This window comes from Candidatus Beckwithbacteria bacterium (assembly GCA_026397255.1).
Lineage (GTDB): Bacteria > Patescibacteriota > Microgenomatia > UBA1400 > CG1-02-47-37 > JAPLVF01.
Genome location: JAPLVF010000007.1, coordinates 1 through 25,721, shown reverse-complemented (window position 1 = coordinate 25,721; position 25,721 = coordinate 1). Strand labels below are relative to the sequence as shown.

At 40.3% G+C, this 25,721-nt stretch carries 34 protein-coding genes and 1 tRNA gene; 13 read left to right on the top strand and 22 right to left on the bottom strand.

Translation table 11 applies throughout. The annotated features are described in order from the left end of the window. The gene (locus NTZ93_01230) at positions 1–444 is read left to right on the top strand and encodes a hypothetical protein (GenBank protein MCX6816478.1); all 444 of its coding nucleotides are present in this window, start codon (positions 1–3) and stop codon (positions 442–444) included. A 13-nt stretch (positions 445–457) separates the two neighbouring features. Here NTZ93_01230 and NTZ93_01225 read toward each other — a convergent pair whose 3' ends face one another. The 9 genes from NTZ93_01225 to NTZ93_01185 all read right to left on the bottom strand — a co-directional run bounded on the left by NTZ93_01225 (position 458) and on the right by NTZ93_01185 (position 7,441). Then, the gene (locus tag NTZ93_01225; protein ID MCX6816477.1) at positions 458–1,120 is read right to left on the bottom strand and encodes a transposase; all 663 of its coding nucleotides are present in this window, start codon (positions 1,118–1,120) and stop codon (positions 458–460) included. A 41-nt stretch (positions 1,121–1,161) separates the two neighbouring features. After that, a complete protein-coding gene (locus NTZ93_01220; protein MCX6816476.1) occupies positions 1,162–2,106 on the bottom strand; it encodes a tyrosine-type recombinase/integrase in 945 nt (314 codons plus the stop codon). A gap of 881 nt (positions 2,107–2,987) precedes the next feature. Beyond that, positions 2,988–3,755, bottom strand: a complete 768-nt coding sequence (locus tag NTZ93_01215; protein ID MCX6816475.1) for a hypothetical protein — start codon at positions 3,753–3,755, stop codon at positions 2,988–2,990. Then, complete coding sequence (locus tag NTZ93_01210; protein MCX6816474.1) at positions 3,752–4,462, bottom strand: YebC/PmpR family DNA-binding transcriptional regulator; 711 nt, start codon at positions 4,460–4,462, stop codon at positions 3,752–3,754. The genes NTZ93_01215 and NTZ93_01210 overlap by 4 nt, the downstream gene beginning before the upstream one ends. 21 nt (positions 4,463–4,483) lie before the next feature. Then, positions 4,484–5,290 carry a LytR C-terminal domain-containing protein gene (locus NTZ93_01205; GenBank protein MCX6816473.1) on the bottom strand — a complete coding sequence of 269 codons (807 nt, stop codon included), beginning with the start codon at positions 5,288–5,290 and terminating at the stop codon, positions 4,484–4,486. Positions 5,291–5,376: 86 nt separating this feature from the next. Beyond that, positions 5,377–6,057, bottom strand: coding sequence for an RluA family pseudouridine synthase (locus tag NTZ93_01200; GenBank protein ID MCX6816472.1), 681 nt, complete (start codon positions 6,055–6,057; stop codon positions 5,377–5,379). Further along, positions 6,026–6,337 carry a signal peptidase II gene (locus NTZ93_01195; GenBank protein ID MCX6816471.1) on the bottom strand — a complete coding sequence of 104 codons (312 nt, stop codon included), beginning with the start codon at positions 6,335–6,337 and terminating at the stop codon, positions 6,026–6,028. The genes NTZ93_01200 and NTZ93_01195 overlap by 32 nt, the downstream gene beginning before the upstream one ends. Continuing rightward, complete coding sequence (locus NTZ93_01190) at positions 6,337–6,705, bottom strand: TraR/DksA C4-type zinc finger protein (protein MCX6816470.1); 369 nt, start codon at positions 6,703–6,705, stop codon at positions 6,337–6,339. The genes NTZ93_01195 and NTZ93_01190 overlap by 1 nt, the downstream gene beginning before the upstream one ends. 22 nt (positions 6,706–6,727) lie before the next feature. Next, the gene (locus tag NTZ93_01185; protein ID MCX6816469.1) at positions 6,728–7,441 is read right to left on the bottom strand and encodes a prolipoprotein diacylglyceryl transferase; all 714 of its coding nucleotides are present in this window, start codon (positions 7,439–7,441) and stop codon (positions 6,728–6,730) included. A 24-nt stretch (positions 7,442–7,465) separates the two neighbouring features. On the opposite strand from NTZ93_01185, the gene NTZ93_01180 reads away from it, so the two are divergent. Continuing rightward, a complete protein-coding gene (locus tag NTZ93_01180) occupies positions 7,466–7,903 on the top strand; it encodes a hypothetical protein (protein ID MCX6816468.1) in 438 nt (145 codons plus the stop codon). On the opposite strand, the gene efp is transcribed toward NTZ93_01180, so the two are convergent. Next, positions 7,893–8,468, bottom strand: a complete 576-nt coding sequence (gene efp / locus NTZ93_01175; protein MCX6816467.1) for an elongation factor P — start codon at positions 8,466–8,468, stop codon at positions 7,893–7,895. The genes NTZ93_01180 and efp overlap by 11 nt on opposite strands. A 32-nt stretch (positions 8,469–8,500) precedes the next feature. Between efp and NTZ93_01170 the strand changes: the two genes are divergently transcribed. Then, positions 8,501–8,584 (top strand) — tRNA-Leu (locus NTZ93_01170). A gap of 27 nt (positions 8,585–8,611) precedes the next feature. Here NTZ93_01170 and dnaB read toward each other — a convergent pair. Together dnaB and NTZ93_01160 are read right to left on the bottom strand one after the other, a co-directional pair. After that, positions 8,612–9,928, bottom strand: coding sequence for a replicative DNA helicase (dnaB, locus tag NTZ93_01165; protein MCX6816466.1), 1,317 nt, complete (start codon positions 9,926–9,928; stop codon positions 8,612–8,614). After that, on the bottom strand, positions 9,921–10,373 hold the full coding sequence (locus tag NTZ93_01160) for an MBL fold metallo-hydrolase (protein ID MCX6816465.1): 453 nt from the start codon (positions 10,371–10,373) through the stop codon (positions 9,921–9,923). The genes dnaB and NTZ93_01160 overlap by 8 nt, the downstream gene beginning before the upstream one ends. Positions 10,374–10,445: 72 nt before the next feature. On the opposite strand from NTZ93_01160, the gene NTZ93_01155 reads away from it, so the two are divergent. The 9 genes from NTZ93_01155 to NTZ93_01115 all read left to right on the top strand — a co-directional run bounded on the left by NTZ93_01155 (position 10,446) and on the right by NTZ93_01115 (position 17,832). Continuing rightward, a complete protein-coding gene (locus NTZ93_01155) occupies positions 10,446–10,877 on the top strand; it encodes a hypothetical protein (protein MCX6816464.1) in 432 nt (143 codons plus the stop codon). Next, entirely contained in the window at positions 10,874–11,557 is a 684-nt protein-coding gene (locus tag NTZ93_01150) for a hypothetical protein (GenBank protein ID MCX6816463.1), read from the top strand. Before NTZ93_01155 ends, NTZ93_01150 begins: the two co-directional genes overlap by 4 nt. Further along, complete coding sequence (locus tag NTZ93_01145; protein MCX6816462.1) at positions 11,558–11,836, top strand: YerC/YecD family TrpR-related protein; 279 nt, start codon at positions 11,558–11,560, stop codon at positions 11,834–11,836. Positions 11,837–12,039: 203 nt separating this feature from the next. Further along, positions 12,040–13,584, top strand: a complete 1,545-nt coding sequence (locus tag NTZ93_01140) for an HAD hydrolase-like protein (protein ID MCX6816461.1) — start codon at positions 12,040–12,042, stop codon at positions 13,582–13,584. Continuing rightward, positions 13,581–14,483 carry a nucleoside hydrolase gene (locus NTZ93_01135; GenBank protein ID MCX6816460.1) on the top strand — a complete coding sequence of 301 codons (903 nt, stop codon included), beginning with the start codon at positions 13,581–13,583 and terminating at the stop codon, positions 14,481–14,483. The genes NTZ93_01140 and NTZ93_01135 overlap by 4 nt, the downstream gene beginning before the upstream one ends. A gap of 62 nt (positions 14,484–14,545) precedes the next feature. Beyond that, positions 14,546–15,751: a histidine--tRNA ligase gene (gene hisS / locus NTZ93_01130; protein ID MCX6816459.1), complete on the top strand. Its 1,206-nt coding sequence runs from the start codon at positions 14,546–14,548 to the stop codon at positions 15,749–15,751. Then, positions 15,735–16,646 carry a DMT family transporter gene (locus NTZ93_01125; protein MCX6816458.1) on the top strand — a complete coding sequence of 304 codons (912 nt, stop codon included), beginning with the start codon at positions 15,735–15,737 and terminating at the stop codon, positions 16,644–16,646. Before hisS ends, NTZ93_01125 begins: the two co-directional genes overlap by 17 nt. Beyond that, positions 16,643–16,945: a 50S ribosomal protein L31 gene (rpmE, locus tag NTZ93_01120; protein ID MCX6816457.1), complete on the top strand. Its 303-nt coding sequence runs from the start codon at positions 16,643–16,645 to the stop codon at positions 16,943–16,945. The genes NTZ93_01125 and rpmE overlap by 4 nt, the downstream gene beginning before the upstream one ends. Beyond that, positions 16,942–17,832 carry a PCRF domain-containing protein gene (locus NTZ93_01115; protein MCX6816456.1) on the top strand — a complete coding sequence of 297 codons (891 nt, stop codon included), beginning with the start codon at positions 16,942–16,944 and terminating at the stop codon, positions 17,830–17,832. Before rpmE ends, NTZ93_01115 begins: the two co-directional genes overlap by 4 nt. Here the strand turns inward: NTZ93_01115 and NTZ93_01110 are convergent, their stop codons facing one another. The 6 genes from NTZ93_01110 to rpsF are packed head-to-tail and all read right to left on the bottom strand — an operon-like array spanning position 17,833 to position 21,568. Continuing rightward, complete coding sequence (locus NTZ93_01110; GenBank protein ID MCX6816455.1) at positions 17,833–18,957, bottom strand: trypsin-like peptidase domain-containing protein; 1,125 nt, start codon at positions 18,955–18,957, stop codon at positions 17,833–17,835. Then, positions 18,954–19,358: a 50S ribosomal protein L9 gene (rplI, locus tag NTZ93_01105; GenBank protein MCX6816454.1), complete on the bottom strand. Its 405-nt coding sequence runs from the start codon at positions 19,356–19,358 to the stop codon at positions 18,954–18,956. Before rplI ends, NTZ93_01110 begins: the two co-directional genes overlap by 4 nt. Continuing rightward, complete coding sequence (locus NTZ93_01100) at positions 19,355–20,545, bottom strand: S41 family peptidase (protein ID MCX6816453.1); 1,191 nt, start codon at positions 20,543–20,545, stop codon at positions 19,355–19,357. Before NTZ93_01100 ends, rplI begins: the two co-directional genes overlap by 4 nt. Further along, positions 20,545–20,751 carry a 30S ribosomal protein S18 gene (rpsR, locus tag NTZ93_01095; protein ID MCX6816452.1) on the bottom strand — a complete coding sequence of 69 codons (207 nt, stop codon included), beginning with the start codon at positions 20,749–20,751 and terminating at the stop codon, positions 20,545–20,547. Before rpsR ends, NTZ93_01100 begins: the two co-directional genes overlap by 1 nt. Positions 20,752–20,757: 6 nt before the next feature. After that, positions 20,758–21,306, bottom strand: a complete 549-nt coding sequence (locus NTZ93_01090) for a single-stranded DNA-binding protein (GenBank protein ID MCX6816451.1) — start codon at positions 21,304–21,306, stop codon at positions 20,758–20,760. Next, complete coding sequence (gene rpsF, locus NTZ93_01085; GenBank protein ID MCX6816450.1) at positions 21,284–21,568, bottom strand: 30S ribosomal protein S6; 285 nt, start codon at positions 21,566–21,568, stop codon at positions 21,284–21,286. The genes NTZ93_01090 and rpsF overlap by 23 nt, the downstream gene beginning before the upstream one ends. Positions 21,569–21,653: 85 nt before the next feature. Between rpsF and NTZ93_01080 the strand changes: the two genes are divergently transcribed. Beyond that, a complete protein-coding gene (locus tag NTZ93_01080; protein ID MCX6816449.1) occupies positions 21,654–22,583 on the top strand; it encodes a hypothetical protein in 930 nt (309 codons plus the stop codon). Here the strand turns inward: NTZ93_01080 and NTZ93_01075 are convergent. The 4 genes from NTZ93_01075 to NTZ93_01060 all read right to left on the bottom strand — a co-directional run bounded on the left by NTZ93_01075 (position 22,573) and on the right by NTZ93_01060 (position 25,465). Next, a complete protein-coding gene (locus NTZ93_01075; protein MCX6816448.1) occupies positions 22,573–23,139 on the bottom strand; it encodes a hypothetical protein in 567 nt (188 codons plus the stop codon). The two genes, NTZ93_01080 and NTZ93_01075, sit on opposite strands and share 11 nt — an antisense overlap. Next, complete coding sequence (locus NTZ93_01070; GenBank protein MCX6816447.1) at positions 23,136–23,804, bottom strand: methyltransferase domain-containing protein; 669 nt, start codon at positions 23,802–23,804, stop codon at positions 23,136–23,138. The genes NTZ93_01075 and NTZ93_01070 overlap by 4 nt, the downstream gene beginning before the upstream one ends. A gap of 145 nt (positions 23,805–23,949) precedes the next feature. Next, a complete protein-coding gene (locus NTZ93_01065) occupies positions 23,950–24,900 on the bottom strand; it encodes a YchF family ATPase (GenBank protein ID MCX6816446.1) in 951 nt (316 codons plus the stop codon). Between the two features lie 4 nt (positions 24,901–24,904). Beyond that, positions 24,905–25,465 (bottom strand): hypothetical protein, encoded by a 561-nt coding sequence (locus tag NTZ93_01060; protein MCX6816445.1) that lies wholly within the window; start codon positions 25,463–25,465, stop codon positions 24,905–24,907. Positions 25,466–25,721 lie beyond the last annotated feature (256 nt).

The window sequence follows — 25,721 nt, the reverse complement described above, 5'->3', positions numbered from 1 at the left end:
ATGAGTAGATTACCGGAATTTAGCAATGTCACTAGGGAACCAGCATCTTTTGACAGTAATCTGGGAAAATTTCTTAAAAATCATCTTATTGTTGATCCAGATAGACAAACAGTTCCTCAAACTCTTCTAAAATATTTTTCCGGCCAAGTCGGTCCGGTTCCGGTAATCATTATTTGTCATAAGCTAGAAGAAGAAATACTTCCGCTTGCTGAAGAAAGTACAGATAAAAGAATAATAATCAATTTTCCTGCAGAAGAACCTACGTTTATAACGTTTGAACCATTTAGTAAACTAGCCTCTTATCTAAAAATCTCCACTCGCAAACTTTACCAAGATATGTGTATTGACCCAGATGGTTCAGAAAAACCAACTGTGGTAGTTCTCTTAAACTGTAAGGGAACCGCGGGCGATCCTGACGATTACGATTCCGTCTATAAAATCTAATGACCTACAAGGATTATCCCTGTAGGTCTTCTAATAGATCATTCTTGATTACAATTAAATCTCTTTCGTCTGATTCTTCAACAAATTTTTTGTAAGAAAGACTCTTTCCTCGGAAAAAAGGCATTTCTAAGATATCTTCGTGTTTAACCCAACTTTGGTTAATAATCCCTAAATAATTTAGATAACTGGAGTATTTATAGCCTTCAAGGATTATCCCTGTAGGCAATATATCTTTCGGATTACAATGAATGTACTTTGATAAATAAATCAGCTGTTCTTCGGACTCAACCTCGACCGCTTTATAAGTACTTTGAAAAACTGGACCAACTCTTTTGTAGCGACGATTAAAATACATTGAAAATTTTGTCCCTAATGACCTCATAAAATGGTTAATCGAATCAATACTTTTTTGCCAAACTAACAAGTGAAAATGATTAGGCATTAAACAATAACAAATTAATTTAACCTCATCGGTATAGTTTTTTAACATTCTCGAGGGCGCCACCTTCAGGGATAATCCTTGAAGGTTAAATGGCATCAAATATAACTTCAGATAACTCAAGAATTTTTTATAATCAGCCGCATCTAAAAAGATTTTTTGTTTCGCGACACCTCGATTGTAAATATGATAATAACTATTAGGCTTATATTGCTTAATTACATTTTTAGCCGGCATATATTAATCATATACCTACAGGGATAATCCTTGAAGGTGTGTTATCTGTTTCCCAAATGCGTTTTGTCGTAAATCTCTTTTAAGCGCTGATTGGTAACATGAGTGTAGATTTGGGTCGTGGCGATATTTTTATGCCCCAGCATTTCCTGGACCGCCCGGATATCCGCTCCGCCGGTCAGCAAATCAGTCGCAAAAGAATGTCTTAGCCCATGTGGGGTAATCTTCACCGGTAATTTAGCCACCCGGACGTACTTTTTAACAATCCGCTGCACCGACCGGCAAGTTAACCGACCTTTATCCCCTTTGTACCGTAAGTTAATAAACAGCGGCTCATCTTCGTCTTCCCGTTTTGCCAAATACCGCTTCAGCCACTCTTTGGCTCTTTTAGATAAAAACACCACTCTCTGCCGGCCACCTTTCCCAATGACCCCGAACTCACCTCTGTCTATATCGATTTCCCCCTTATTTAACTTGACCAACTCGGACACCCTCAAGCCCGTGGAAAACAAAGTCTCTAAAATCGCCTTATCCCTCAATTCTGAGAGGGTGGCAATCCCCACACTGCCTAACAATCTTTCCACCTGCTCTCCGGTTAAAAATTTTAACGACTTACTTTCGCTTTTCGGCAGCTCAATCTTCTCCGGCGCCAATGTTTTTACGTCCCTCTTAATCAAATATTTTAAAAACGACCTCAAAGCGATAACGTGATAAGACTGAGTCGCCCGACTGAGCGGTTCATTTTTTAAACTTAAAAATCTGGCTAAAAATACCCGGTACTTCGTCACCTGGTCTAAACTTAACTGGGTCAACTCAAACTTGGCTAGATTTTTGTCTGTCCACTCGAGAAAACGGTAAAGATAATGCCGGTAGTTTCTGATTGTCAGCCTCGAGCAGTTCCGTTCAATCTCCAGGTACTCCAAATACTCTTCGACATATTGATTACGCCTGACTTCGTTTTTTGTTTGTATTTTATCCTTAGCACTCATGTCTTTTACCTGCCAGGATGTGGATAAGTAGGGGATAGGTTGCTATATCAATCTTTTTTATCATTGATTTCTCGCATACTATAAGTTTTAGCTGTGGATAAATTTTCCGCAACCGGTTACATTGTGCGACATTAATAATTTATTGTCAAGGACAAAACAAAAGCACAGTCCTGATAAAATCATTAAGACCATTCGTCAACTTTCAAAAAACGACAAATTGGCTGGGCCAATTGAACCAGGTTATATCACAGTTTTAACTAATAACAAATAGTTTGATCGCTCATTTTTCCTCAGGAAAACCGCGTAGAATCGCGTCTAGAGCCCGTTTTGTTTTTCCGCATGGTAATGATCGTTGTTTTATAGTAGGTGAGGGTCTGATAGTTTCGGGAAAGGTTAGTCAAACCAAAAAAAGGCTAATCCGCCTGAAATAGAGGAATTACAAAAATTAAATAGCTGATATATTTAAAAAAATTTCTAAATATTTTTTATTCGACAACTTTGTACTAACAAACACCCCCTCTCCCCATTGCCTGAAGCATGGTCGCAAAAGATACATTGTGCGACATAATCAATACCCGAATAAAGCCCTAACCTATCAATTGCTGACAACTCTCCTTAGGGTAGTAAAGATTAATTCCAATTCTTCTCCTACCTCCACACCCCTACTAAACATGCCAGTAAACTTTTAATATCAAATTACTAATATCTATTATCTTATCTAAGTAGTCCTCTAAAGTTATCCACAAGACTATATCAAACCACCACGATGAAAAAAGCTTGATATGACAATCCAAATCGTGAAAACAATCAGAAGATTTTGTGAAAAGTCCTATAATTATTATAGGTTAATATGTATTATAGGCCTTACTACTCCTCTACTGCTATTGCCAACGGCTTAAAAAAAAGGTTATTCCTAAAACTAATCCTGCTACCCATAAATATTCCTCCACGGTTTTTCTAAATAATCTACCGGAAAATCGATGTTGCACCAAACCCAACGTGACGTATAACCCACTGACTAAAAACAGAGAAGCCACGGTAATGGTTACCGGCCAAAAGCTGATCACTAAAGCCAATGTTCCCAATCCCCAACTAATGCCCAAACTGTTTTGCCAAACTTCCTTAGAAATTTTTTCCTCAAGATTAACACTCCAAACCGCCTGTAAACTTAAACCTAAACTAGTTAAACCAACCGCCAAGCCATTCCACCAAGGGAAGAAGCGGAAAGAGAAAAGCGTATCCCAGAGAAAAAAGGCCACTACCAAAGTAATTAAAAATCCCACCGCGTGAGCCGCTCTTAATAACTGAATCGTCCTGATTGCCGCTACTGACAAAATATTCTCGGTCAGGAGGAGTGCATACATGCCGATTCCAAACACACTTAAAATCATCACCCGGCTCAATAACCTTACCGGCAATAAAAAATAGAAAAGAGCCACCGCTACCGGATAAAAAACCGGCAAAATTAACACCGTCAACCATTCAATTCCTTTCAAATCGTCAAATAAAGCCCAGACGGACAAACCATAGGCCATTCCCGCCAAAAGCCCGATCGCCTGATAGCGTGAATCAATTTCAATCGACTGAATGCCGATTAACCCCAAAGTCAACACCAACGCCGTCACTGCTAACTTGGTCCGCTTACTCATATATTCGAATAAACTTCCTGCACATCATCATGATTATCTAACGTCTCTAAAAACTGGAATGCCTTTCCTTTCATTTCCTCTTCTAAAACCAAATAATTTTTCGGCACAAACACCAATTCCGCTTCTTTAACCGTAAAACCTGCCTGATCAACTTTTAATTTTGTTTCCGCTAATTTGTTTGCCTGGGTTAAAACTTCAATTCCGTCTTCCGCTTCTTCCACATCCTCCGCCCCTAAATCAATTAATTGTAGAATTTCACTTTCCGTCTCGGCTTTTTTTTCAATCAATAACCTGCCCTTTTTATCGAATAAAAAAGCCACTGAGCCCGGCTGTCCTAATGTTCCCCCACCCCTTTCGAAAATTTTTTTTATCTCGCTGGCTGTCCGATTTTTATTATCGGTTAAAACTGACACCATCACTGCCATATTCCCCGGGCCAAAACCCTCATAGACCCCCTCCGCTAACCCACTGCCTCCCTCTCCGACCCCGCTGCCACGCTCCACTGCCCGCTCAATGTTAGCTTTGGGCATATTGACTACTCTGGCTTTTTCTACCGCTAATCTTAACTTAAAATTACTATTTAAATCACCGCCGTCTCTCGCCGCGACAGTAATCGCTCTGATCAATTTAGTAAATATCTGACCCCGCTTATTGTCAGTCACCGCCTTTTTATGCTTAATGGTCGCCCACTTAGAATGTCCGGACATAGCTTAAATTTTATACCTCTTTTATAGAGTAGTATAGTCCTCGCCAACTACCACTACTATATCAGACCTATACTCATCCACATCACCATATTTAACTAAATTAATATTCAGCCATTTTCTTAAACTCAGTAAAGCCTGTTTATTTTTAAAACGCTCATTAATTAAAAAATAGCTTTGTTTTTCGTTGTCTTTATTACCGATTAAAGTCACCTCAAACCCCAAATTGTCAATTTGCCGGCTGAGAGCATTACCTACTCCTTCGGTATCAGTCGCGTTGAGAACCGCCACGGTTAGTCCTTCCGCCGCAATCTTTTCATCAAAGACTGCCTGATGGATTAAGTCATCACTGCTTTGTTGCCAATCAATTTTTCTCACTCGGCCTTTTTCCTGCCAAGTTCTAAACCAGGCAATTCTTAACCGGTCCCAATGGCTTAAATTGCTCTTCCCTCCTATCTGCCAACCAGTCACGCCGATACCCAAGAGGTCTTGAGCTGTTCTTGCCAGTAATTTTCCGCCTTTTTTTTCCAATTCTCCTAGGTCAAAAACTTTCCCCAACCGATACTCGCCGAAACCGAAACCGACTTTTGCCAAAGCCTCTGCCGAAATAGCAAAAGCAACTTCTTTTTTCTGCTGGGGAATCAGTAAAATCACCTTGATATCTTTATCTTGTTCCACCCAAGCAAAATTAGTTTGTCCGTCCCAAAGACTGGCTTTGACTTCTTTAATACCCACAGCCCCACCAACTAAAATCGAAGTAAAAATTAAAAAAAATGTCAAATATTTTTTCCAAACAACTTTTTGTTGTCTTGGTTTTTTAAACTGTTTCATTTATATTCAAACTATATCATTTTCCCTTAACAAATTCGTTTTTTGTGATTGCTAAAGAAAACATGTTTTTAATTTAGACAGTAATATCAAGCTTTTTTTAGTTTATTGAGCACTCTCTGTAAATCGTTTGCTAATCCCAGTTTAAACTCCATTTTTTTTAATGTTTTCGGGTGTAAAAAAGTGATTTCTTTCGCCTGTAAAAACAGTCTGGGACACCAACGCCTGTCCTGATTGCTGGTTTTTCGACCAGCATACAAGCCATCAGCCACTAAAGGACAACCCCGATATTTAAAATGGACCCGAATTTGGTGGGTCCGGCCGGTTTTCGGCCTAACTTCCACCAAAGAAAAGTTGTCAAAATACTCTAACACCCGGTATTTTGTTACCGCTTTTCTTCCTCCGACAAAAACTCCGAATCGCTTCCGGTTAAAGGGGTTTCTGGTAATCGGCAAATCAATTATCCCCTCTTCCGGCGCCATCCGACCGTGCACCAACGCCCAATAAACTTTTTCCACTTGTCTATCCTTAAACTGTTTTTGTAAATTCTCCATTGCCTCTTCGGTCTTAGCCACCAACAATAAACCACTGGTTTCTTTATCTAAACGGTGCACAATTCCGTGCCTATCTAAGTTAATGCCTTTTTTTTCCAACCAATCCTCGACCGTCATTTTATCTTTTGTCGTCTTGGCTTTATTTACTACCATTCCTGCTAATTTGTCCAAAACTATCAAATCATCATCTTCGTAAACTATCTGAGGTTCTCTCATACCAACGACTATACAGTAAAATAACTACCCCTGCCAGAATAAAGCAATCCGCTAAATTAAAACTGGGCCACCAACCGATCGAGATATAATCAACCACCCCACCAAACCTTATCCTATCAATTAAATTGCTTAAACCCCCTACCAAAATTAAAACCGTTCCCAGGGACCAACCAAACACTCTGATCATTAATAAAAGAGTTCCCCCAATCAGCCAGATCCAATACTGCCCCAGTTTCGCTCCTATTCCCCAAATTATTCCAGAATTAACAATAAAATTCATTAGTCCTTTTTTTTATTGGCACAAACAATGCATTCCGTCGCCGTCGGATCAATTGCCAGCCGGTCAGTATCAATCATCTTTCCGCACTTTTCACACAAACCGAATTTCCCCAGTTTAATCCTGGTTAACGTCTTGCGGATTCTGACCAGCATTCTGTCTACTTCCAATTTCAGGGCCGATACCCGATCATGACCGGATTCCTCCGCCGCCTCGGCATCAATTGCCGCATTATCATTCACTCTGTCGTGGTTAGTAAACGGATCTTCTTTTTCCAACTCTTTCTTTCTCTGTTTTAATTTCTTCTCTTCAGTTTTTAAATAATTGCTGACAGGCTTTAGTACCGGTAAAGGAAATTTAATTCTGGACATAACTTGTCTCGCCTCCGGCGGATTATTTAAAATCAAATCCTAATTTTTTGCGGTTATGCTTTTTAATTGCCACCGGTTGCTTTTTAAATAGTTCTGCCAGTTTACCCCACCGATTTATTAAAAGCAAGTATCCGCCGATTACCAATATTAAACCAAACCACAATGTAACCAGGGCGTTTATTGTTCCCAAAACCAATAAATAGGCTGCTACTAAAAAACCCGGCTTAAAAGCACTTCGATATTTCTTCTCCCATTTTTTAAAAATAAAATAGAATAAAGCTAAACTCGCACTAAAAATCAATTCGAACGGCATTTTTATTGTCCCGACAGCTAACCATCTACCTAACCTACCAAAAATCTCCACGATTAATTCAGCAAAAACTGCTGTTTCCAAAATCGGCCACCAAGGCCAATGTTTTCTAACCGCCCAGATTACCACTATCAGCCAAAAACCGAAGAAGGCCCCCTCATAAGCCAAACCCGGGAACTTCGTTAAAAAAATAATTCTGTACCAATTATTAAACTGCCCCCAATTAGTCAACACAAACCAAACTCTGGCAGTCAGCAAACTGACTATTCCGCTTACCAGCCAGCAATCCATCAATTCTTCTTCGGCTGTTCCTTCTTCCCTACCTTTTTGCCAAAACACAAAGCCGCCGAAAAACACTCCCAGGGCTAATAAAAAGCCAAAAGAATGGATTACTAATGGACCGAAAGCAATTAATGTTGGCCACATAACTTTATAGTATATAATAACACCATGCTCGTTACCTCGCACGCTCTGGTTGGGGCCGCCATCGCCAAGCTTATCCCTAATCCTTATCTTGGCTACCCGATTAACTTATGCTCCCATTTTCTCCTGGACCTGATCCCTCACTGGGATTTTCGTACCCGAAAAATTATTCACTCTAAAACTAGAACTATTGCTGTTTCTTTGAGCGATGCCTTTATCGGCTTCTTTTTAGGTTGGCTAATTTTTAAATCCCAAGTGACCTACGCCTACCTCTTTCCGATGATGTTTATCGCTCAACTGCCTGACTGGCTGGAAGCGCCTTTTCATATCTTAAACTGGAGCTTCCCGCCTTTTTCCACGATTAAAAAACTCCAAAGCCGGCTACATCACAAACTTAATCTCCCCTGGGGGTTAGTTTTACAAATTTTAGTTGTTGTTCTGGTGGTTTTAATCGCTAAGCTCTAGAAACGTAGTTACCCTCGCGCGTATCAATAATCACCTTTTCGCCTTGTTTAATAAACAAGGGAATCTTAACCTGCAAACCATTGTTCAAAACCGCCGATTTATACATGTTTGACACGCTATTCCCCTTCTCTCCCGGCCCGGTTTCTTTGACTATAAACGTTAACTTTGGCGGCAGTTCTACCGATAAAGCCGTAAGTCCTGAGCCCGTCGAAGGGTCCCAAAATAAAACTTGGACTTCCAACCCATCAGCTAAATACGGTTTTTGTTCTTTAATTAACTCGTTATCAATCTCAATTTGTTCAAAACTAACCGGGTCCATAAACACACTGTTGTTGGCATCCGCATAAAGATACTGCATCTTTTTGCGCCTGAGCTGAATGTCATCAACGCTCCCGCCGCTTGAAAAACCCATCATCGTTACTGACTGGGTGTTTAAATTTCTGACGCGGACTTTAATCGTGGCATTTCCCCGCCCCATCTTAGTAAATTCGTACTTTATAACCAAGTACGGCTGGCCATCCATTTCAAAGGCGGTCCCGTTTCTTAGTTGGTTCACGTTAAGCATATGATAGAATTATAGTCATCCTGTCAAAAAAAGCCAGAGTGTTGAAATCGGTATACAAGCACGACTCAAAATCGTGTGGAGGTAACTCCGTGTGGGTTCAAGTCCCACCTCTGGCACAAATTGGAATTCTCTCCCGCGCCACTCTATTCTTTTCTCTTTTTTTCCATTCCGTAAAAACGGATGCGGTCGCCGCGGAAACGAAGGTCAACCGTCGCCAAGGGACCATTCCGGTGTTTGGCAATCCACAATTTACAGTTTTCCAAATCATTCTCATCCTGGCGGAATAAAAACATCACCACGTCGGCATCCTGTTCAATACCGCCGGACTCGCGCAAATCCGCCAGCTGGGGCTTGGGGTTCCCCCGGTGTTCCACTGCCCGCGACAGCTGCGACAAAGCCAACACCGGCACTTTTAACTCCCTCGCCAAATTTTTCAAACCCATCGACACCTCGGAAATCTCCTGCACCCGGTTTTCCAAATTTCGCGAATGGGCTAACTGCAGATAATCAACGACTAAAAACTGCACCCCGTGCTCAATCTGCAGCCTTCTGGCTTTCGTCCTCATCTCCATAATCGACATTCCCGGCGTATCATCAACATAAAGCGGGGCTTCGGCCAATTCTCCCATCGCATCGGACAATTTAGCAAAATCCATCTCATTCAATTTACCGGTTTTTAATCTCCAGGCATCAATATCCGCCTGGGACACCAGCAAGCGGTCCACCAATTCTTCCTGGCTCATTTCCAGTGAAAAAAAACCAACCGGAATTTTATGATTGACCGCCACAAATTGGGCGATGTTTAAAGCTAAAGAAGTTTTTCCCATTCCCGGCCGGGCCGCCAAAATTAACAGATTGCTCCGTTGCATTCCGGCCAAAACATTGTCCAGATCATTAAATCCCGTCGGCACTCCCCGCATGCCGCCGCTGGTTTTATGCAACTCGTCCAAGCGGTCAAACGATTCCGCTAAGGCATCCTTAATATGGATAAAATTTCTGATCAGGTGCTGCTGGGAAAGAGAGAATATCGCCTTTTCCGCCTGGTCTAAAATCCTATCCAAACCAGCGGTTTCATCGAACGAATCTTCCACCATCTTTGACGCCTGACTGATCAACTCCCGCTTGGTCGCTAAGTTTTTAATAATCTTGGCATAGTTAACCGCGTGCGCCGAAGTCGGCACGCGGTTAACTAACTCCGTTAAATAAGCCACTCCGCCGATTTTTTTTAAACTTTTTCTTGTCTTTAATTTTTCCGCCACCGTCACTACGTCAATCGGCTCCCTTTCATTGTAAAGTTCCCTGACACACTCAAAAATTAAGGCGTGTTTGTCTTCATAAAAAAAACTCGGCTGTAATAATTCCGCCACTTCCACCACTGCGTCTTTATCAATTAACACCGCGCCTAAAACCGACTCTTCGGCTTCCTCACTGTGCGGCGGCACCTTCATTTGATTAGGCATATAAAACAATCACTTTCATTTCTTCCGGTAGCTGCAACTTGCTGATCGTCAGTTTCTTTTCCTGTCTCGACATTCCTTCGATACCTTTAATTGGTTCAGGACTCACGGCCAAAGACGGCCCAATTTGTTTAACTATTTCCGCTGATTGCCCCGAAACTAATAAAACGTCTACTCCGTCTAACCAATCAAGTTGACTGTCACTTAATTTTTCTTTAAATTCTCCCAAATATGCCACCCGTAACTCGTCAATGTCAAAAGTATAAATTACCTCTTTGTTAATCTTAGTACCAAAAATACTGACACCTTTAACTTCATATTCACCTGCTCCTTTAATAACGACCGTTTCTCCTTCTGCTTCCACTTTATTTTCCTCTGGCTCAACTGTCACTTTGACATTTCTGTATTTTAATAGAAAGCCGGCTTTTGGCAATAAACTTATATCCATATGAACCTAATCTAACATAAAACCATTTTCTTGACAATTAAAACTCAAGGGTGTTATAGTGCCGTTTGCCGTATGAAAAAAGAACTTTTAATTGCCGTGGTTATCGGCCTCTCTTTGGGTTTAATTGTTGCTTTAGGTATTTTTACCGCCAATCAAGCCTTAAACACCCAAAAACAAAAAAAATCCACTCAAACTTCCACCTCTCCTATCACCACCATTACCAACCAACAAAAAACTTTGAATATTACTTCACCGGAAAATTTTGATTTAATTAATCAAAGTGACATCACTCTTTCCGGTATCGCTTGGCCCAATGCCGTGATTGCCCTTTTAACCGAAACTCAGAGCTATTTGACGTTGGCCGATAGTGAAGGCATTTTCACCTTTAAAATCAAGCTGATTAAAGGCTTTAACGAAATTACCATTATCGCTTCCGATGAAACCGGCTTTACTCAAACCCAAAACTTAGTTTTAACCTATTCCACTAGCATCATTCAACCATGAAAAAAATTATTCTATTTATAATTATTGCGTTAATATTTCCAGCCTTAGTTCAGGCCGCCACCGCCACGGATTCTTCTTTAACCGACAAAATTAAAGAGCGCCTGGAAAAAACTGCCGAAGAAGGTGTTGATAAAATTAAAGAGGATTTAGTCACTAAAAGCCAAGCCCCTCGTCCCAAAGCCTATGTTGGACAGATAAACAGTATTGCTGATGACTCAATCGTGGTTACCTACAAAGCCCAAAACTACCCGCTTTACCTGGCTAAAAAAGAAAATTATCAAATCAATGACTATATCCTGGCTTTAGGTTTCTTTTATCCTGATAAGAATCACTTCGAGGCTAAAAAAATTGTCCGGCTTACTCCTCCCCAACCACCAATTAACCGCCAACTAATCGATGGCCAAATTGAAGAAATCGACGGCAATAAAATTACTGTTGACGGGAAAAAACTCACCCTTACCACGAAAACTGATTTGACTGTCAAAAATATTGCCAATCCTTCCGTTAATAATTTAGAGTTAAAAGACACACTTTTCGCTATTGTTGTTTTTGATAAATCCGGCAACTTAAGCGAAGTCAAAAATGTTTTAGTCATTCCCGGAAAAAATAATCCTGCCTCTACGATCCCCACCAATGCCACTGAATCCGCTTCCGCCTCTCCATCTGCTAAAATACAATAGATGTCCAATTTATACCGGGCAATTTTAAAATTAAAAAACACTGGTGAAGTCGCCGCTTTCTGGCGTGACCTATTAACTTTAAAAGAAATTAAAATCATTGACAAGCGTTTTGCCATGGCCGAGCTTTTATACCAGGGTATCCCCTACGCCAAAATCGCTAAAAAACTTCACGTTTCCACCACCACGGTCACCCGCACGGCTTATTGGCTCAAGCACGGCAAAGGCGGCTATCAATTAGTCCTTTCTCGTCTCAAAAAAGGAGACTCCTTTACGAAGTGAAGGTGTCTCCTTAATGGAATTTTCCTTTCCCCTTGACAATTTCTCTTTTTAATGTTATATTATCATGTTACCACGTTAATATATGAGTAAATTAAACAATTTATCAGTTGAACATCATTCCCCGTTTATGGCGGGGCTTCAACCGTAGTTTAGTTAATTAAATTACTCGTTCTCCCCCGCTACTAAGCGGGGTTTTTTATTATATGAATTCTGAAAATTATCAACCATACGTACTCACACAAGATACGAAAAGCATTTTTAGTATTTTCGATAGGGATTATCCTATTCAATTCAATGATCGGATTGATCAATATTTTGGTGAACTAGTCCAGGCTATTTCACTAGCCTATCCAAACATTGAAACCTACATGGAAACTGATATGCAGGCAAAATTAGGGTCAAAAGTGTCAACTGAATTAGAGCAAAATCCGCAAAAGGTTTGTCTTTGTCTAGATCGTTTTCTTCTTACAGATCTTGAATCTAGATTTCCTAATCAATTTGCAAGATTAGCCATTACTCGAACAAACGACGGCAGGAAAAACTCCCGGCAAGGAAATCTACCAATTGACCAACAATTTCAATCAATCGCCGCTTCAATTGAAAATAGGTCTCTTATTATTGTTGATGACGGCTTATTCAGTGGTGGTACGACTCAATTCGTTATAGATAAACTCTATCGATTTGGGGTTAAAAAATCTCAAGTGGAAAAAATTATTGCTTTTCTTGGCAATTCTCAGGTCACTCAACTTGATAATATTCCCATTGAATTTATAGCTGACATTCCCAATCTTTTTGAATGGATCGATATTCGAGATTTCGGTGTGTTCGGCGGCAAACAACTTGCAACCAGCCGTAAAAATAATGTTACAACCGCTATTCCTTATCTTTTTCCCTGGAGTTTAGGTGAAGGTGCTAGCCTCGATAAAAGTGGTCAACTATTTACTGTCAGCCAGAAAATGATCCAATCTTTTATTTCACTTATATCTGATTTTGAAGCTATAACAGGCAAGCCTTTTAAATTTAGAGATTTAGTTAAATCCGGGTTTCCTCTACCAACTAATCAAGACAAAACAATTTCAATCAGTATAAATAATAAAGTAATTGAATATTTACAGCTCTGCATAGAAACCATTAAAACCGAACAACAAAGAGAAGTAATTGTGTTGGACATGGATGGAACTCTTTACCAACTAGACGGAAAAAATAACGGGTATTCTAGTTCAAGGCTTGAAGCAACTGTTTTGGAAAATTGTCAAAAATTTATTATTACCACCGAAAATTGCTCGCCGGAAACAGCCAAAATAACTATGGCTCAAGGTTTGAAAGATCCAATTGGTCTAAGCAATTTTCTCAGTCAACGTTACGAAATAACAAGGGAGGATTATTTTAATATTGTCTGGAATATTAATCCAAAAAATTTAATCGCCAATTATCAAACTCAAGCAGAAACAGTTAAACAATTGTCAAAAACAGGTAAAAAATTAATTTTATTAACCACTGCTGCCAAAGTTTGGCAAGAACAAGTCATTAACTTTTTAGGCTTAACAGATTGTTTTGAATCAATATATACCGGAGAATCATTTACTCAAAAAGAGGAAATATTTAAAATACTAAGCGAAAGATATCGACCAGAGAATATTACTTCTGTTGGTGATCAAGAAATAACTGATATTATTGCCGCTGCCGCTTTTGGCTGTAAAACTTTATTAGTACAAAGTCCAAATGATTTTGAAAGGTTACTTATATGAAAGATATTCTAATTGATACTGACATGGGAATAGACGACATTATTGCCATCGCTTTACTCCTTAATAATAAAGATATAAATATTAAAACAATTAGTACAGTCAGAGGGGTTGCCGATCTTACCACTGGGACTCAAAACCTTGCTCGTCTTTTAACCTTGTTGAGGGAAACCACCATACCTATTTATCAAGGATTTAACCCTCCTCAACAGAAATTAGATTTCCCTAAAATTGACCGTCAACGGGCCAATAATCTTACCTTACTCAAAGACATTCCCCTACCCAAAAGTCCATTTAAAAAAATTTGTGTCAAAACTTTAAACAGAAATTTATTCAGATTTTTAAATTCTTCCACATCACCAATATCAATTCTCTGCCTTGGTCCTTTAACCAACATTGCCAAAATAATACAAAATTCAACAATTATTAAAAAAAATGTTAAACAGATTATTATTATGGGTGGAGCTATTTTTATGTCAGGGAACATTCCACCCGACTATTTATGCGAGTACAACATTGCCTTAGATCCAAACGCAGCAAAAATTGTTTTCTCTTCAGGCTTGCCTATTACTTTAATTGCTACCGACACCACCAACCAAGCTCGTGCCAAAGATAAACAGTTTTTAAAACAAGTAGTTTTGGCCAAGCCTCAAACGGCCGCCGGGGAAATTATTAAAACTATCATCATTAATAATCGCAGAGATTTTATTGATTTTTATGATCCCTTAGCGGCAGCCATTTTAATTGATCCAAAAATTATTTCCAGTAGTAAAAAAATTATTCTCACAATTACTCCTGATGGTCAAACAATTGGCCAATTTAATTCTCAAAGCCTAATCAATCTAGTAACTGCAATAGACAAAAAAGCATTTTATCAACATTTAATCACAGCCCTTAAATAAATAAAATGTAAAAGAAGCTCTTAACATGATAAAATGATTATTAAGGACTCTAAATTTTTAATATGAAAGCAAAACTCATTAAACCGCAAACCCTCAAAGGCTTCCGGGATTTTTTGCCCCAAGATGCCTTAAAACGCCAATACGCCATTGATATTATCCGGCGGACTTTTGAATTGTACGGCTTTGAACCTCTGGAAACTCCGGCCGTTGAATATTTGGAGACTTTTGAGGGGCAAATCGGCGAAGACGAAAAATTATTTTTTAAATTTACTGACCAAGGCGGCCGAAAAGTGGCCTTGCGTTACGACCAAACTGTCCCTACCTGCCGCGTCATTGCCCAATACCCTGACAAAATTTCTCTTCCCTTTAAACGCTACCAGATTCAAACCGTTTGGCGCTCGGAAAAACCGCAAAAAGGCCGCTACCGCGAGTTTTTACAGTGCGATGCTGATATTTTTGGGGTGGATAACCGCACGGCCGATGCCGAAACCATCGCCTTAACCATTGATATTTTTAAAAACTTAGGTTTTACCAAACCAATCGCCATTATTAACGACCGCGATCTTTATAAAGATATTCCCTATCCGGCCATTGTGGCCATCGATAAACTGGACAAAATCGGAGATGAAGGCGTCATTAAAGAACTCACCCAAAAAGGCTTTGACTCAACCATTCTCGAGAAGGTCAAAAACAACCAACCTAATGCCAATCTTAAAGCTATTTTTGAATATTTAGATAATTATGGCTTTAAAGATAACTATCGGTTTAAACCCACCCTGGCCCGTTCTTTTTCCTATTCCAACGCTACGATTTGGGAAATTATTGATGAAAATTTTACCACTGGTTCTCTAGCTGGCTGCGAACGCTTTGACAGCTTAGTCGCCAAATTTTCTAACCGCCAAGTTCCCGCTGTTGGTTTTAGCGTCGGCTTTGACCGGACAATTTTGGCCATGGATGAATTAAAATTATTCCCCAAAATTACTACCAAAACCAAAGTTTTAGTCACCATTTTTAATCCTGATTATTTAACCAATTCTCAAACTCTTACTCAAAAATTGCGCCAAAATAAGATTAACACCGACATTTACCCGGATTCCCAAGCTAAACTAGCTAAACAGTTTAAATATGCCAACGATAAAGCTATTCCTTATGTTTTAGTGCTTGGCGACGAAGAAGTGACCAAAGATTTAGTCACCCTCAAAGACATGAAGACCGGCAAGCAGGAAACATTTACTTTACAGCAGGCAATCGATGTCCTCACGCGTTAAGGCCTACCTAGCTCTGTTGACCATGTCCATTATCTGGGGTGCGGCTTTACCGATTGTGAAACCTTCCCTTTCCCTCATCTCTCCTTACCAATTCTTATACTTCCGCTACTTAATCGCCGCTCCTTTAACTCTGCCTATTTTTATTTACTATCTTTTCAAACTCAAATTCACCGGAAAAACCCTCTTAAAAATTTTTGCCTTAGAATTTTTAGGCACCCCGTTGTTATTACCAATTCTTTATCTTGGTCTGCAACGCACCTCGTCTTTGGAAGCCTCATTTATCGGCGCTAGCGGTCCGATTTTTGTCGTTTTAGGCGGCATTATTTTTCTTCACGAAAAAGAGGAAAAACATGAATGGTTCGGACTAATCATTAGTTTTTTAGGAACAATTATTCTTATCTTAGAACCGCTCATTACCGGGAAAAATCATCAAGCCAGCTTTTCTTTTAGCGGCAATCTGCTTATTATTGCCTACAACATTATTTATACAATTTATGTTTTACTGGCAAAAAAACTTTACCAATCAATTCCTAAATTATTTGTTACCAGTTTTAGTTATTCAATTGCCCTGGTAACTTTTTATATTTTCTTATCTCTTTTTCACCAATCAACCTCAATTAATCTGTTGCGTTTGGCGCCGGTAGCCATCGCTTCCGGTTATATGGCGATTTTCGGCTCAATTATCGCTTTAACTTTATTTCTTTTCGGCCAAAATTTGATCGAGGCTTCCGAAGCCAGCTTGTTTACTTACCTTCAGGGGATTATCGCTATCCCGGTTGCCTGGTTATTTTTAAGTGAAATCGTCTCGCCAATCATGATTCTAGCCATTATAATTATCATCTTGGGTGTTTGTCTTGCCGAATTCCGGCCGAAACGCTATAATCGTAACTCATGAAGCCAAACATTCACCCTCAGTATTATCCTAACGCTAAAGTTACCTGCGCCTGCGGCACTACCTTTACTACCGGCTCGACCTTGCCGGAAATTAAAGTGGAAATCTGCAGCGCCTGCCACCCGTTTTTTACTGGTCAAATGAAATATGTGGACACCATGGGCCGGGTGGAAAAATTTCAAGCTAGACAAAAAGCGGCTCGAACTAAACAATACGTCAAAAAAAGCCAAAGAAAGAAACAGGAAAAAGTTGATGAAGGTCCGCAAACCCTCAAAGAAATGTTTGCCCAGAATAAGTCATGACCGACTATTTGAAGTTGGAGTTAGACCGTCTCGATAAGTTAATTCAACAGGCAGAAGAATCGCTCTCTGATCCTCAATTGGCTCCACTCGCCCAAGAGGAAATTACCAATCTCACGACCCAGAAACAAGCTTTACTCGCTTCACAAACTCCTGAAAAAAAAGTTGCCGAAACTAACCAGCCGCAGGGTAATGTGATTCTGGAAATCCGGCCCGGTACCGGCGGCGAAGAAGCCAAGCTTTGGGCCAGCGATTTGGAAAATATGTATACCCGCTTTGCCAACTCCCAAAAACTGGAAGTAATTAAACTTAACGACGGAGTCATTAAAATAAAAGGCCATCCGCCAGCTGGCGGAGCCTTTTCTTTGTTTCAATATGAAGCCGGCGTCCATCGGGTTCAGCGGGTCCCGGTTACCGAAGCCCAGGGACGAATTCATACCTCTACCGCCACCGTGGCGGTTTTACCGGAAGTCAAAGAAACTGATGTAATTATTAAACCTCAAGACATTGAAATTACTTTTTTTCATGCTTCTTCTCATGGCGGACAAAACGTTCAAAAAGTCTCTACTGCGGTTAGAATTACTCATAAACCAACCGGCATTATCACTGCCTGCCAAACTCAACGCTTCCAGGACCAAAACCGCAAAATTGCCCTGGACGTCTTGCGTTCAAAATTATATCAGCTGGAAAAAGACAAAGTCGCCGCCACGATTGGTCAAGCTAGAAATTTAGCCGGCCATGGTTCCCGCTCGGAAAAAATCCGCACTTATAACTTCCCCCAAAATCGCGTTACCGACCACCGCATCAATACATCCTGGAAACAACTGGATAGAATTATGGAAGGCAATTTGTTGCCTGTAATTAACGATTTAACCTCAAAATTAACCTAATTACTCCCCCGCTTCCTGAAGCGTCGCTTTAATAATTATTTCTTTTCCGTCTCGATAAATTTTTAAGTTAATTTCATCACCCACCCGTTTATTTGCCATTATTTCCGTCACGCCGGTTTTGTCATCTAATTTTACCCCGTCAATTTGGGTGATAATATCCCCGCTCTTCACAGCCGCTTTATCCGCTGGAGAAGCGGCTACAACTTCCACGACATAAGCCCCTTGCGGCACACTATTCAAGATCGCCGTTTTTTGGTCTAACATTTGATATTTCACTCCTAAAAACGGCCGGGAAAACTTGCCGGTTTGATTAAAATTATCTAGGGCAGCCTTAACAATATTAATCGGCAGAGCAAAACCGATATTTTGGCCCGTCTGGGATACTGCCGCGTTCACCCCGATCACTTCACCCGAAGAATTGAGAAGCGGCCCGCCGGAGTTGCCCGGATTGATCGCCGCACTGGTTTGAATCACGTTATCCAACCGCTCACTGGCACCGTCTAAAGGCGAACCGGCATTAATTCCTCTGCCTAAACCGGAAATCACCCCAGTGGTCACCGTCGACCTAAATTCCCCTAAAGCTGTTCCGATAGCAATCGCTGTCTGACCAACCTTGAGCGTATCCGAATTACCTAATTTAACTTCTTTTAATTGTTTTCCTGCCGGCGGCGTCACTTTTATGATTGCTAAATCGTTTACCGGATCGCGGTAAATTTTTTCTGCCGGCATTTCCGTGTTATCAGCCGTAATCACCTTGTATTCTGCCTGCAAATCGGCCACCACGTGCTTGTTGGTAATTACTAAACCATCATTGGCGGAAATGACAAACCCTGACCCAATATCTTGTTCGATATTTTGTTCATTTATTTGCGGCGACACTTGTTGGCTAAAAAGCCCGAACGGGTCAAATTTAATAATTTTTTGAGTTTTTTTTACTCCTACCGTTACCACCGAAGGTGTCACGCTATCCACCACTTTAGTAATCACATTTTCTTCCTGTAAAACTTCCCGATAAATTGTCTTATCCTGAACGCCTTTTTTAGCTGGCCAAAGCTTGGCTCCCCCAAAAGCCGAAACAACAATCACAATAATTGTAGCAGCGAAAATTAATCCTCTTCTTTTCATTTAGCCGATAATTTTAACTTTATTTTACCTTTAGCCTTACCAAATTTTAATTCTATCTCATACTCGCCGACTTTTTTAATCGGTTCTTCTAAAATAATATTTGTTTTTAATATTTTTAATTCTTTGGCAATTTCTTTTTTAGTGATACTGCCATGAATTTTGCCGTTTTTCCCTGCCTGTGTCTTAATTTCTATTACCTTCCCTTCCAGTTTTTTCATTGTCTGTTGATCAGCGGTTTCTTCCTGGTTCTTAGCCGATTTTAATTCTTCTGTCTTCTTTTTTATCTCCTCCAACTTCTGTTTTGTCGCTATCACTGCCAATTTCTTCGGCAATAAATAATTAACCGCATAACCTAAAGCCACTTCTTTAACTTCGCCTGTTTTTAAAATAATCACTTTCATAAATTAAAAAGCTCAATTGCTTTATTTAATGCTTCGTCTTCAGTTGTCTCTTTATTATCGGCAATTTCCACATCCGGCGTCAACCCTTTGGTGTCATTTACCCACTGCCCTTTTGGTAATAACCATTTGGCTGTCGTTACGTGCAGTCCGGCACCACCGCCCAAATCTAACGCTTCCTGCACTGTCCCTTTGCCAAAAGTTTTCTCGCCGATTAGTTTGGCACGTTGGTAATCCCTGAGGGTCCCAGCCAGAATTTCCGCTGATGAAGCGCTGCCTTGGTTCACTAACACCGCCAATGGTTGGGTCAGCAACCGACCCGACCCAATCACGCTGTAAGTTTCTTCTTTCCCATTCGCCTCGGCTTGTTTTACCACCACCGACCCCTGTTTTAAAAACTCACTGGCATAATTCACCGCTCCCTGGAGATAACCGCCGGGATTATTTCTCAAATCCAAAATTATACCTTTGATTTGTCCTTTGGCTACGATCTTATCCACGGCATCTGACCATTCCTTATCTGTTTGACCGCCGAAACGGGAAAGTTTCAGCCAAGCAATATCTTTGTTCGTTCCCGCCCACTGCAACTCAACGCTTTTAACCACAATCGTATCCCGTCTCAAAGTAATCACTTTTGAATCTTTATCCCCTGCGTGCAGGATGGTTAAACTTACTTCTGTTCCTTTAGTCCCCCGAATCAGCTTCACCGCTTCCGGCAAAGATAAATCGGTCGTGTCCCGATCAATCCCCTTATTGGCATCCTTAATATGCAAAATATAATCCCCGGCTCTTATTCCCGCCGCTTCCGCCGGCATCCCGGAAAGCGGCGCCACCACCGCCAACGTATTGTCTTTAAACCCGAGCTCAATTCCCACTCCCTCAAATGTCCCGTTTAAATCCTCTTTACTCGATTGGTTGTCCTCCGGCGGCAAAAACACCGTGTAAGGATCTCCTAACGAGCTGGTCATCCCTTTAATTGCTCCCCAAACCATCTCCTGCGGCTTTAATTTATCCTTAATTAAGTAACTCTGGTCCAATTTATTCCAGACTTGCCAAAACAGAGTTAAATCAACGTTTTTTGGGTTGCTGACTCTGTCTAACCGGCCTAGCTTCCAACCGATCCCGCCGGAAATCAGCATCAAACTCAAAACCACGATTCCTAAACGTAATTGTCTTAGAGTTAATTTCATTACCCCACAAATGGCAGTAAAGCCAAATGCCTCGCTTGTTTAATCGACTTTGTCAGACGGCGTTGGTGTTTGGCGCACACACCCGTCTTTGTCCCGGCCAAAATTTTACCCCGGTCAGAAACAAATTTCTTCAAAATCTCCCATTCCAGATAATTAGGGAGTTTTTTATTTTGACAGAAATAGCATTTTTGTTTGGTTTTAAACATAAAAGTTTAAAAAGGAATATCGTCCGGATTAACTTTTGGTTCCGCCGGCTCTTCTTTCTTCTCCACTTTTTTAGTTTTTGCCTTGGGCTTTTCTTCCTCGGCTGGCACTGTGGGAACTTCCTCAGCAGGAGCAGGTTCGACTGAAGGTTGAGGTGTTTCCGCCGCATATTCTTTCTGCTCATACGCCCCTTCTTCGCCAGGTTGACCGTCTTTTCGTTTATTATCCAACACAATCATATTATCAATCACGACTTCTACGGTTGTTCTTTCTTGTCCCTGGGCATCAGTCCAGTTTCGGGTTTGAATTCTCCCCTCCACAAACACTTTTCTGCCTTTAAACAATAACTCTGAACACAATTCGGCTAGTTTATTCCAGGCGACAATCCGGTGAAATTCCGTTTCTTCTTGTCTTTCCCCTCCGGCTGACGGCTGCCAACTGCGGTTGGTCGCTAAACCAAACGTGCAAACCGGCGTCCCTTGTGGTGTATATCTTAATTCCGGATCTCGGGTCAAATTCCCGATTAACAAAACTTTATTCAATGAGCGGCTGGACATAACTGGCCCCCTCCTTTTTAACTAGTAAAAATCTTAAAACTTTTTCGTCTTCTTTTAATAATTTATTTAATTCTTTTACTTGGGTTTCCGGCAACTCCACCTCAAAAAAACCATACCAGCCTTCGCTGGCTTTTTTAATCCGGTAGGCTAATGGCCGGGAACCCAAAATTTTAGTATTAGTAATTTTGCCTTTTACCTTAAAGAGAAGTTGAGTCAAGTCCCGTTCCTCTGTTAGGACCAAGGCTAGTGTGTATTTTCGCATTGAGTTTATATCTTAAACAATAATTATTTATTTTTCAACTGCCAATTTTAAACTCGACCTAAACCACAGATGTTATAATCACTCGATGAACCAACTTCTTTCTGATCCGTTTAAAATTAGGTCAACTGCCTCTCAAGTAGTAAAAAAATCCCAGTTGGTATCTATTAACCAAACCAGTCTCACTAAATTTAGTCAACAAGTCTCTCAAGCTATTCACAAAAAACAACTTTTGAGTCAAACTCAATTTGGACGACTGCAAAATACTTGCCAAAAAGTCTTCTTACTGAACACTGTTAATTTTTGTTTTTGGGCTAAAAAAAATCAAAAAAAATGGACAGTTGAATCTCCTTCAGGAAAACCTGTTGACGGCTGGGAAGCTCTAGTGGCTGTTTTTGACCGGGCTCTTGCCGAAAATACCCCTTTATTAAACTGCCAATTCTTAATTAATCTTGACTTAAAACAAGGCCGGCACATTTTTAGAAGCGCTAATCAAACTCAAATTCCTCTTTTTAAAACCAGGCTTAAATTTCTTCAGCAGGCCGGTTTTATCCTAAAAACAAAATTTAAAGGTGATTTTCATTACCTTCTCCAACAAGCTGACTTTAAGGCCATCAACATCATTCAGTTGGTTATTAAACATTTCCCCTCCTTCAATGACCGCTTCTATAAAAGGGCTCAAATTTGTGCTTATGATCTTTCTTTACTGCCTGAAGTAAAAATATCTGGTCTTGATCAATTAACTGTCTTCGCCGACTATAAGTTGCCCCAGATTCTCCGTTCTTTCGGTGTCTTAAACTATCAACGCTCTTTAGCTAAAAAAATTGATAATCTTATTCTTATTCCCAAAAATTCTCAAGAAGAGATTGAAATCAGAGCCGCCACAATTTGGGTCGGAGAACTGCTGGCTTTTAAACTCCAGCAACCGCCCTGCCTTATCGACAATGCAATCTGGCATTTAAGCCAAACTTATCCTGCCGCCAAACCCTATCACCGCACTTCAACCACTAACTATTAACCTGTTTATTCATTTCTTTTTTAATTAAATTCCTAATATACTGCGATCGAGAAACTAACCCCTTATCAACCATTTTGTCTAGATATGTGTCAATTTCCGGTGAGATGTAAAAAGTAAAGCGCCTATTAACTATTTTCTCCGCTTCTTCTAAACACCAATCAATCACCTCCTCAACGTTATCCTTAGAGTACTCAGATTTAATTAACCGGCTGGAAAACAATTGACTAACCAAAACCGGTTCTTTCCCGGCCTCAAATAATAATATTACCGGCTTGCCCCGACTCAGAATTAAACCTAGCTCAAAACCAATATGAATAGTCGAAGGGTAAGAACCTTCAATTACCGCTAAATCTGCCTCACTTACATAAATCAGCCACTCTTTATACCACTCTTTTACCTCCCGGCTTGAAAACTGAACCACATCTAACCCATATTCTGATAATGCTTTTTCAAACACATCGTGTCCTTGCTGTTGCAAATGATTGACTATCCTCTGGTAGATCTGTTTCAATCCTTTTTTACTAACTTCTTCTGAGGCTGTAAAATAAATTTTCACTTTTTCTTCGCCACCAAGCTAAACCATTTTGGTAAAGACGGGTCTGTATTCAGGCTCGTTTCCGACCAAAGGACAGTAAAATCAGCTGATTTTACCATCTCTAATATTTCTGTTTTCCGATACAAAGTCATATATCTTTTCCCGCCTAAATCACTCATTGTCATTACATTCGCTTTTCCTAAAAGTAAAGATAAATACAACACTCCAGCCGGCTTCAAAAAAATTCTAAAGTCTCTTAAGAGTACTTTAATATCTTTTTTAGGCACATCAGTCAAAGCATCGGCATAAACCGCATCAAAACTTTCCGGCATAAAAGGCAGTGACTTTAATTTTAATCTGACAAATAAACCATTAGGCACTCTTTTAATGGCTTCTGTTAGCAAACCATAAGCAAACCCTACCCCTAAACAGCTATAACCCATCTGACTTAATAAAAAATAGTCTCTCCCGCTTTGGCAACTAACCAATAAAATCTTGCCGTTTTTCTTGATATGTTTGGTAAAAGGCTTAATGTTATATTTTTTTATCTCCCGTATGGTTTTCTGATTCCATTCCCATCGTTTTGCATATTCTTTAGCATAACGATTATATGTCTGAGTCGTTACATAAATCTGGGTATCAGACAAGTCCTCATCGGGAAGAAAACTATAATTTGCCTTGTCCATAAATCCACTAAATTATACCACGCCTACACATTAACCAATATATTAGCTCCCATCTCCACCGTCTTAAAAATAAAAATATTTCCATAAACCATGCCTATTCTACCTATGCCCTGAAAATTTTATCAATTCATACCTAATATGAATGCTATGATCCTATCTTAAATTCAATTACATCTCCGTCTTGAACAATATAATCTCTCCCCTCCATCCTGACTTTACCCAACTCTCTCGCCTGTTTCCACCCGTCTACCTTAACAAAATCATCAAACTTAACCACATCCGCCGCAATAAAATTTTTCATAAAGTCTGTGTGAATCACCCCGGCCGCTTTCAACGCTGTTGTGTCGTTTCTAATAGTCCAGGCGCGTACCTCTTTTACTCCGGCAGTTAAAAAAGTCATCAATCCCAAAGTCTTAAACGCTTTTTGAATTAATCTTTCCAACCCACTTTTGCTCACCCCTAATTCTTTTAAATATTCTGCTTGTTCGGCTCCGGATAGCTCGGCCAGCTCGGCTTCGGTTTTCGCGCAAATCGCCACCACTTGATCTTGATTAACTCCCAACTCGATGCTGAATTTTTTTTCCAATTCCCCAGCTTTCTTTAGATCGACCTCATCCACATTTAAAGCAATTAAAATCGGCTTCTTGGAAAACGGCGGCGCCTCCGGGTGATCTAAATCCGCTAAATCCAACTCCATTTTCACTGTTTCAAAATCCTCTTTCGGATTAACCACTCCTTGCTTAATAATATCCGGATCAGTAAACGCCCGGATCACGTGGCAAATCGCGTCCATTTCTCGAATATGGCTTAAAAATTTGTTGCCCAAACCCTCGCCTTTAGACGCACCTTTAATCAATCCGGCAATATCGGTAAAACTGACTGTCGCCGGGACAATCGGCGCGTTATAAATCTTGGCTAACTTTTCCAGTCTTTCGTCCGGCACCGGCACTACCCCTACATTTGGCTCTATTGTCGTAAAAGGATAATTAGCCACCTCCGCCAAACCAGAAAGTTTACCCTGAGTGGAACGAAGGGCATTAAACAGCGTGCTTTTTCCTACATTCGGCAACCCCACAATCCCAACCGTTAAAGACATAAAGCTATTGTAACAGAAGATAGTCCGCAATTAACTTATCATATTTGCTGGTTAGCCGAAACGCTTTCGCCGCCAACTCTCGCCTTTTTTCTAGAGATATTTTTTTAGCTATCTGCGCGTAATCTTTAATTTGACTTAAAACGGTTGTTGTCCGCCAGCTTTTGGCTGCTGCTCGCAATAATGTTACCCCGCCGATATCAATTTGTTCAATTGCTTCTCCTAAACTCACTCCCGGTTTTTTAATCGTTTGCTCAAACGGGTATAAATTCACCACCACCATATCAATCGGCCCAATCCCTAATTTTTTTAACTCCCCAAGATGTTGTCGGTTGTTTTTTTCTGCCAAAATTCCCCCCATTATTTTCGGGTGCAAAGTTTTTACTCTGCCGCCTAAAATTTCCGGAAAACCGGTCACTTGGGCAACTTCTACAACTTTAAAACCTTTAGATTTTAAATATTGGGCCGTCCCTCCGGTAGAAATTAATTTCAATTTAAACCGCCGGCTTAATTGGTTCACCAATTCTATCAGGCCGGTTTTATTGTAAACACTGATTAAAGCGCGCATGATTGACTAATATTTAATAATAAATTAAGATAGTGATAATTTGTAACAATTCACCAACCGTAAGGAAAAACAACATGTCCGATAATATGGACAAAACATCAACTGCCTCGAGTGATCAATCCAACAAGCCGCCGGTGCCATCGGCCGAAGTTCAGGAAATGCTTGATTTTGTTCATAAATGCAGGAGAATAGTGCCAGATCATGTTCCGGAACCACCCAGCCATGATCTTATGGATAAATAACTACGCACAATGCA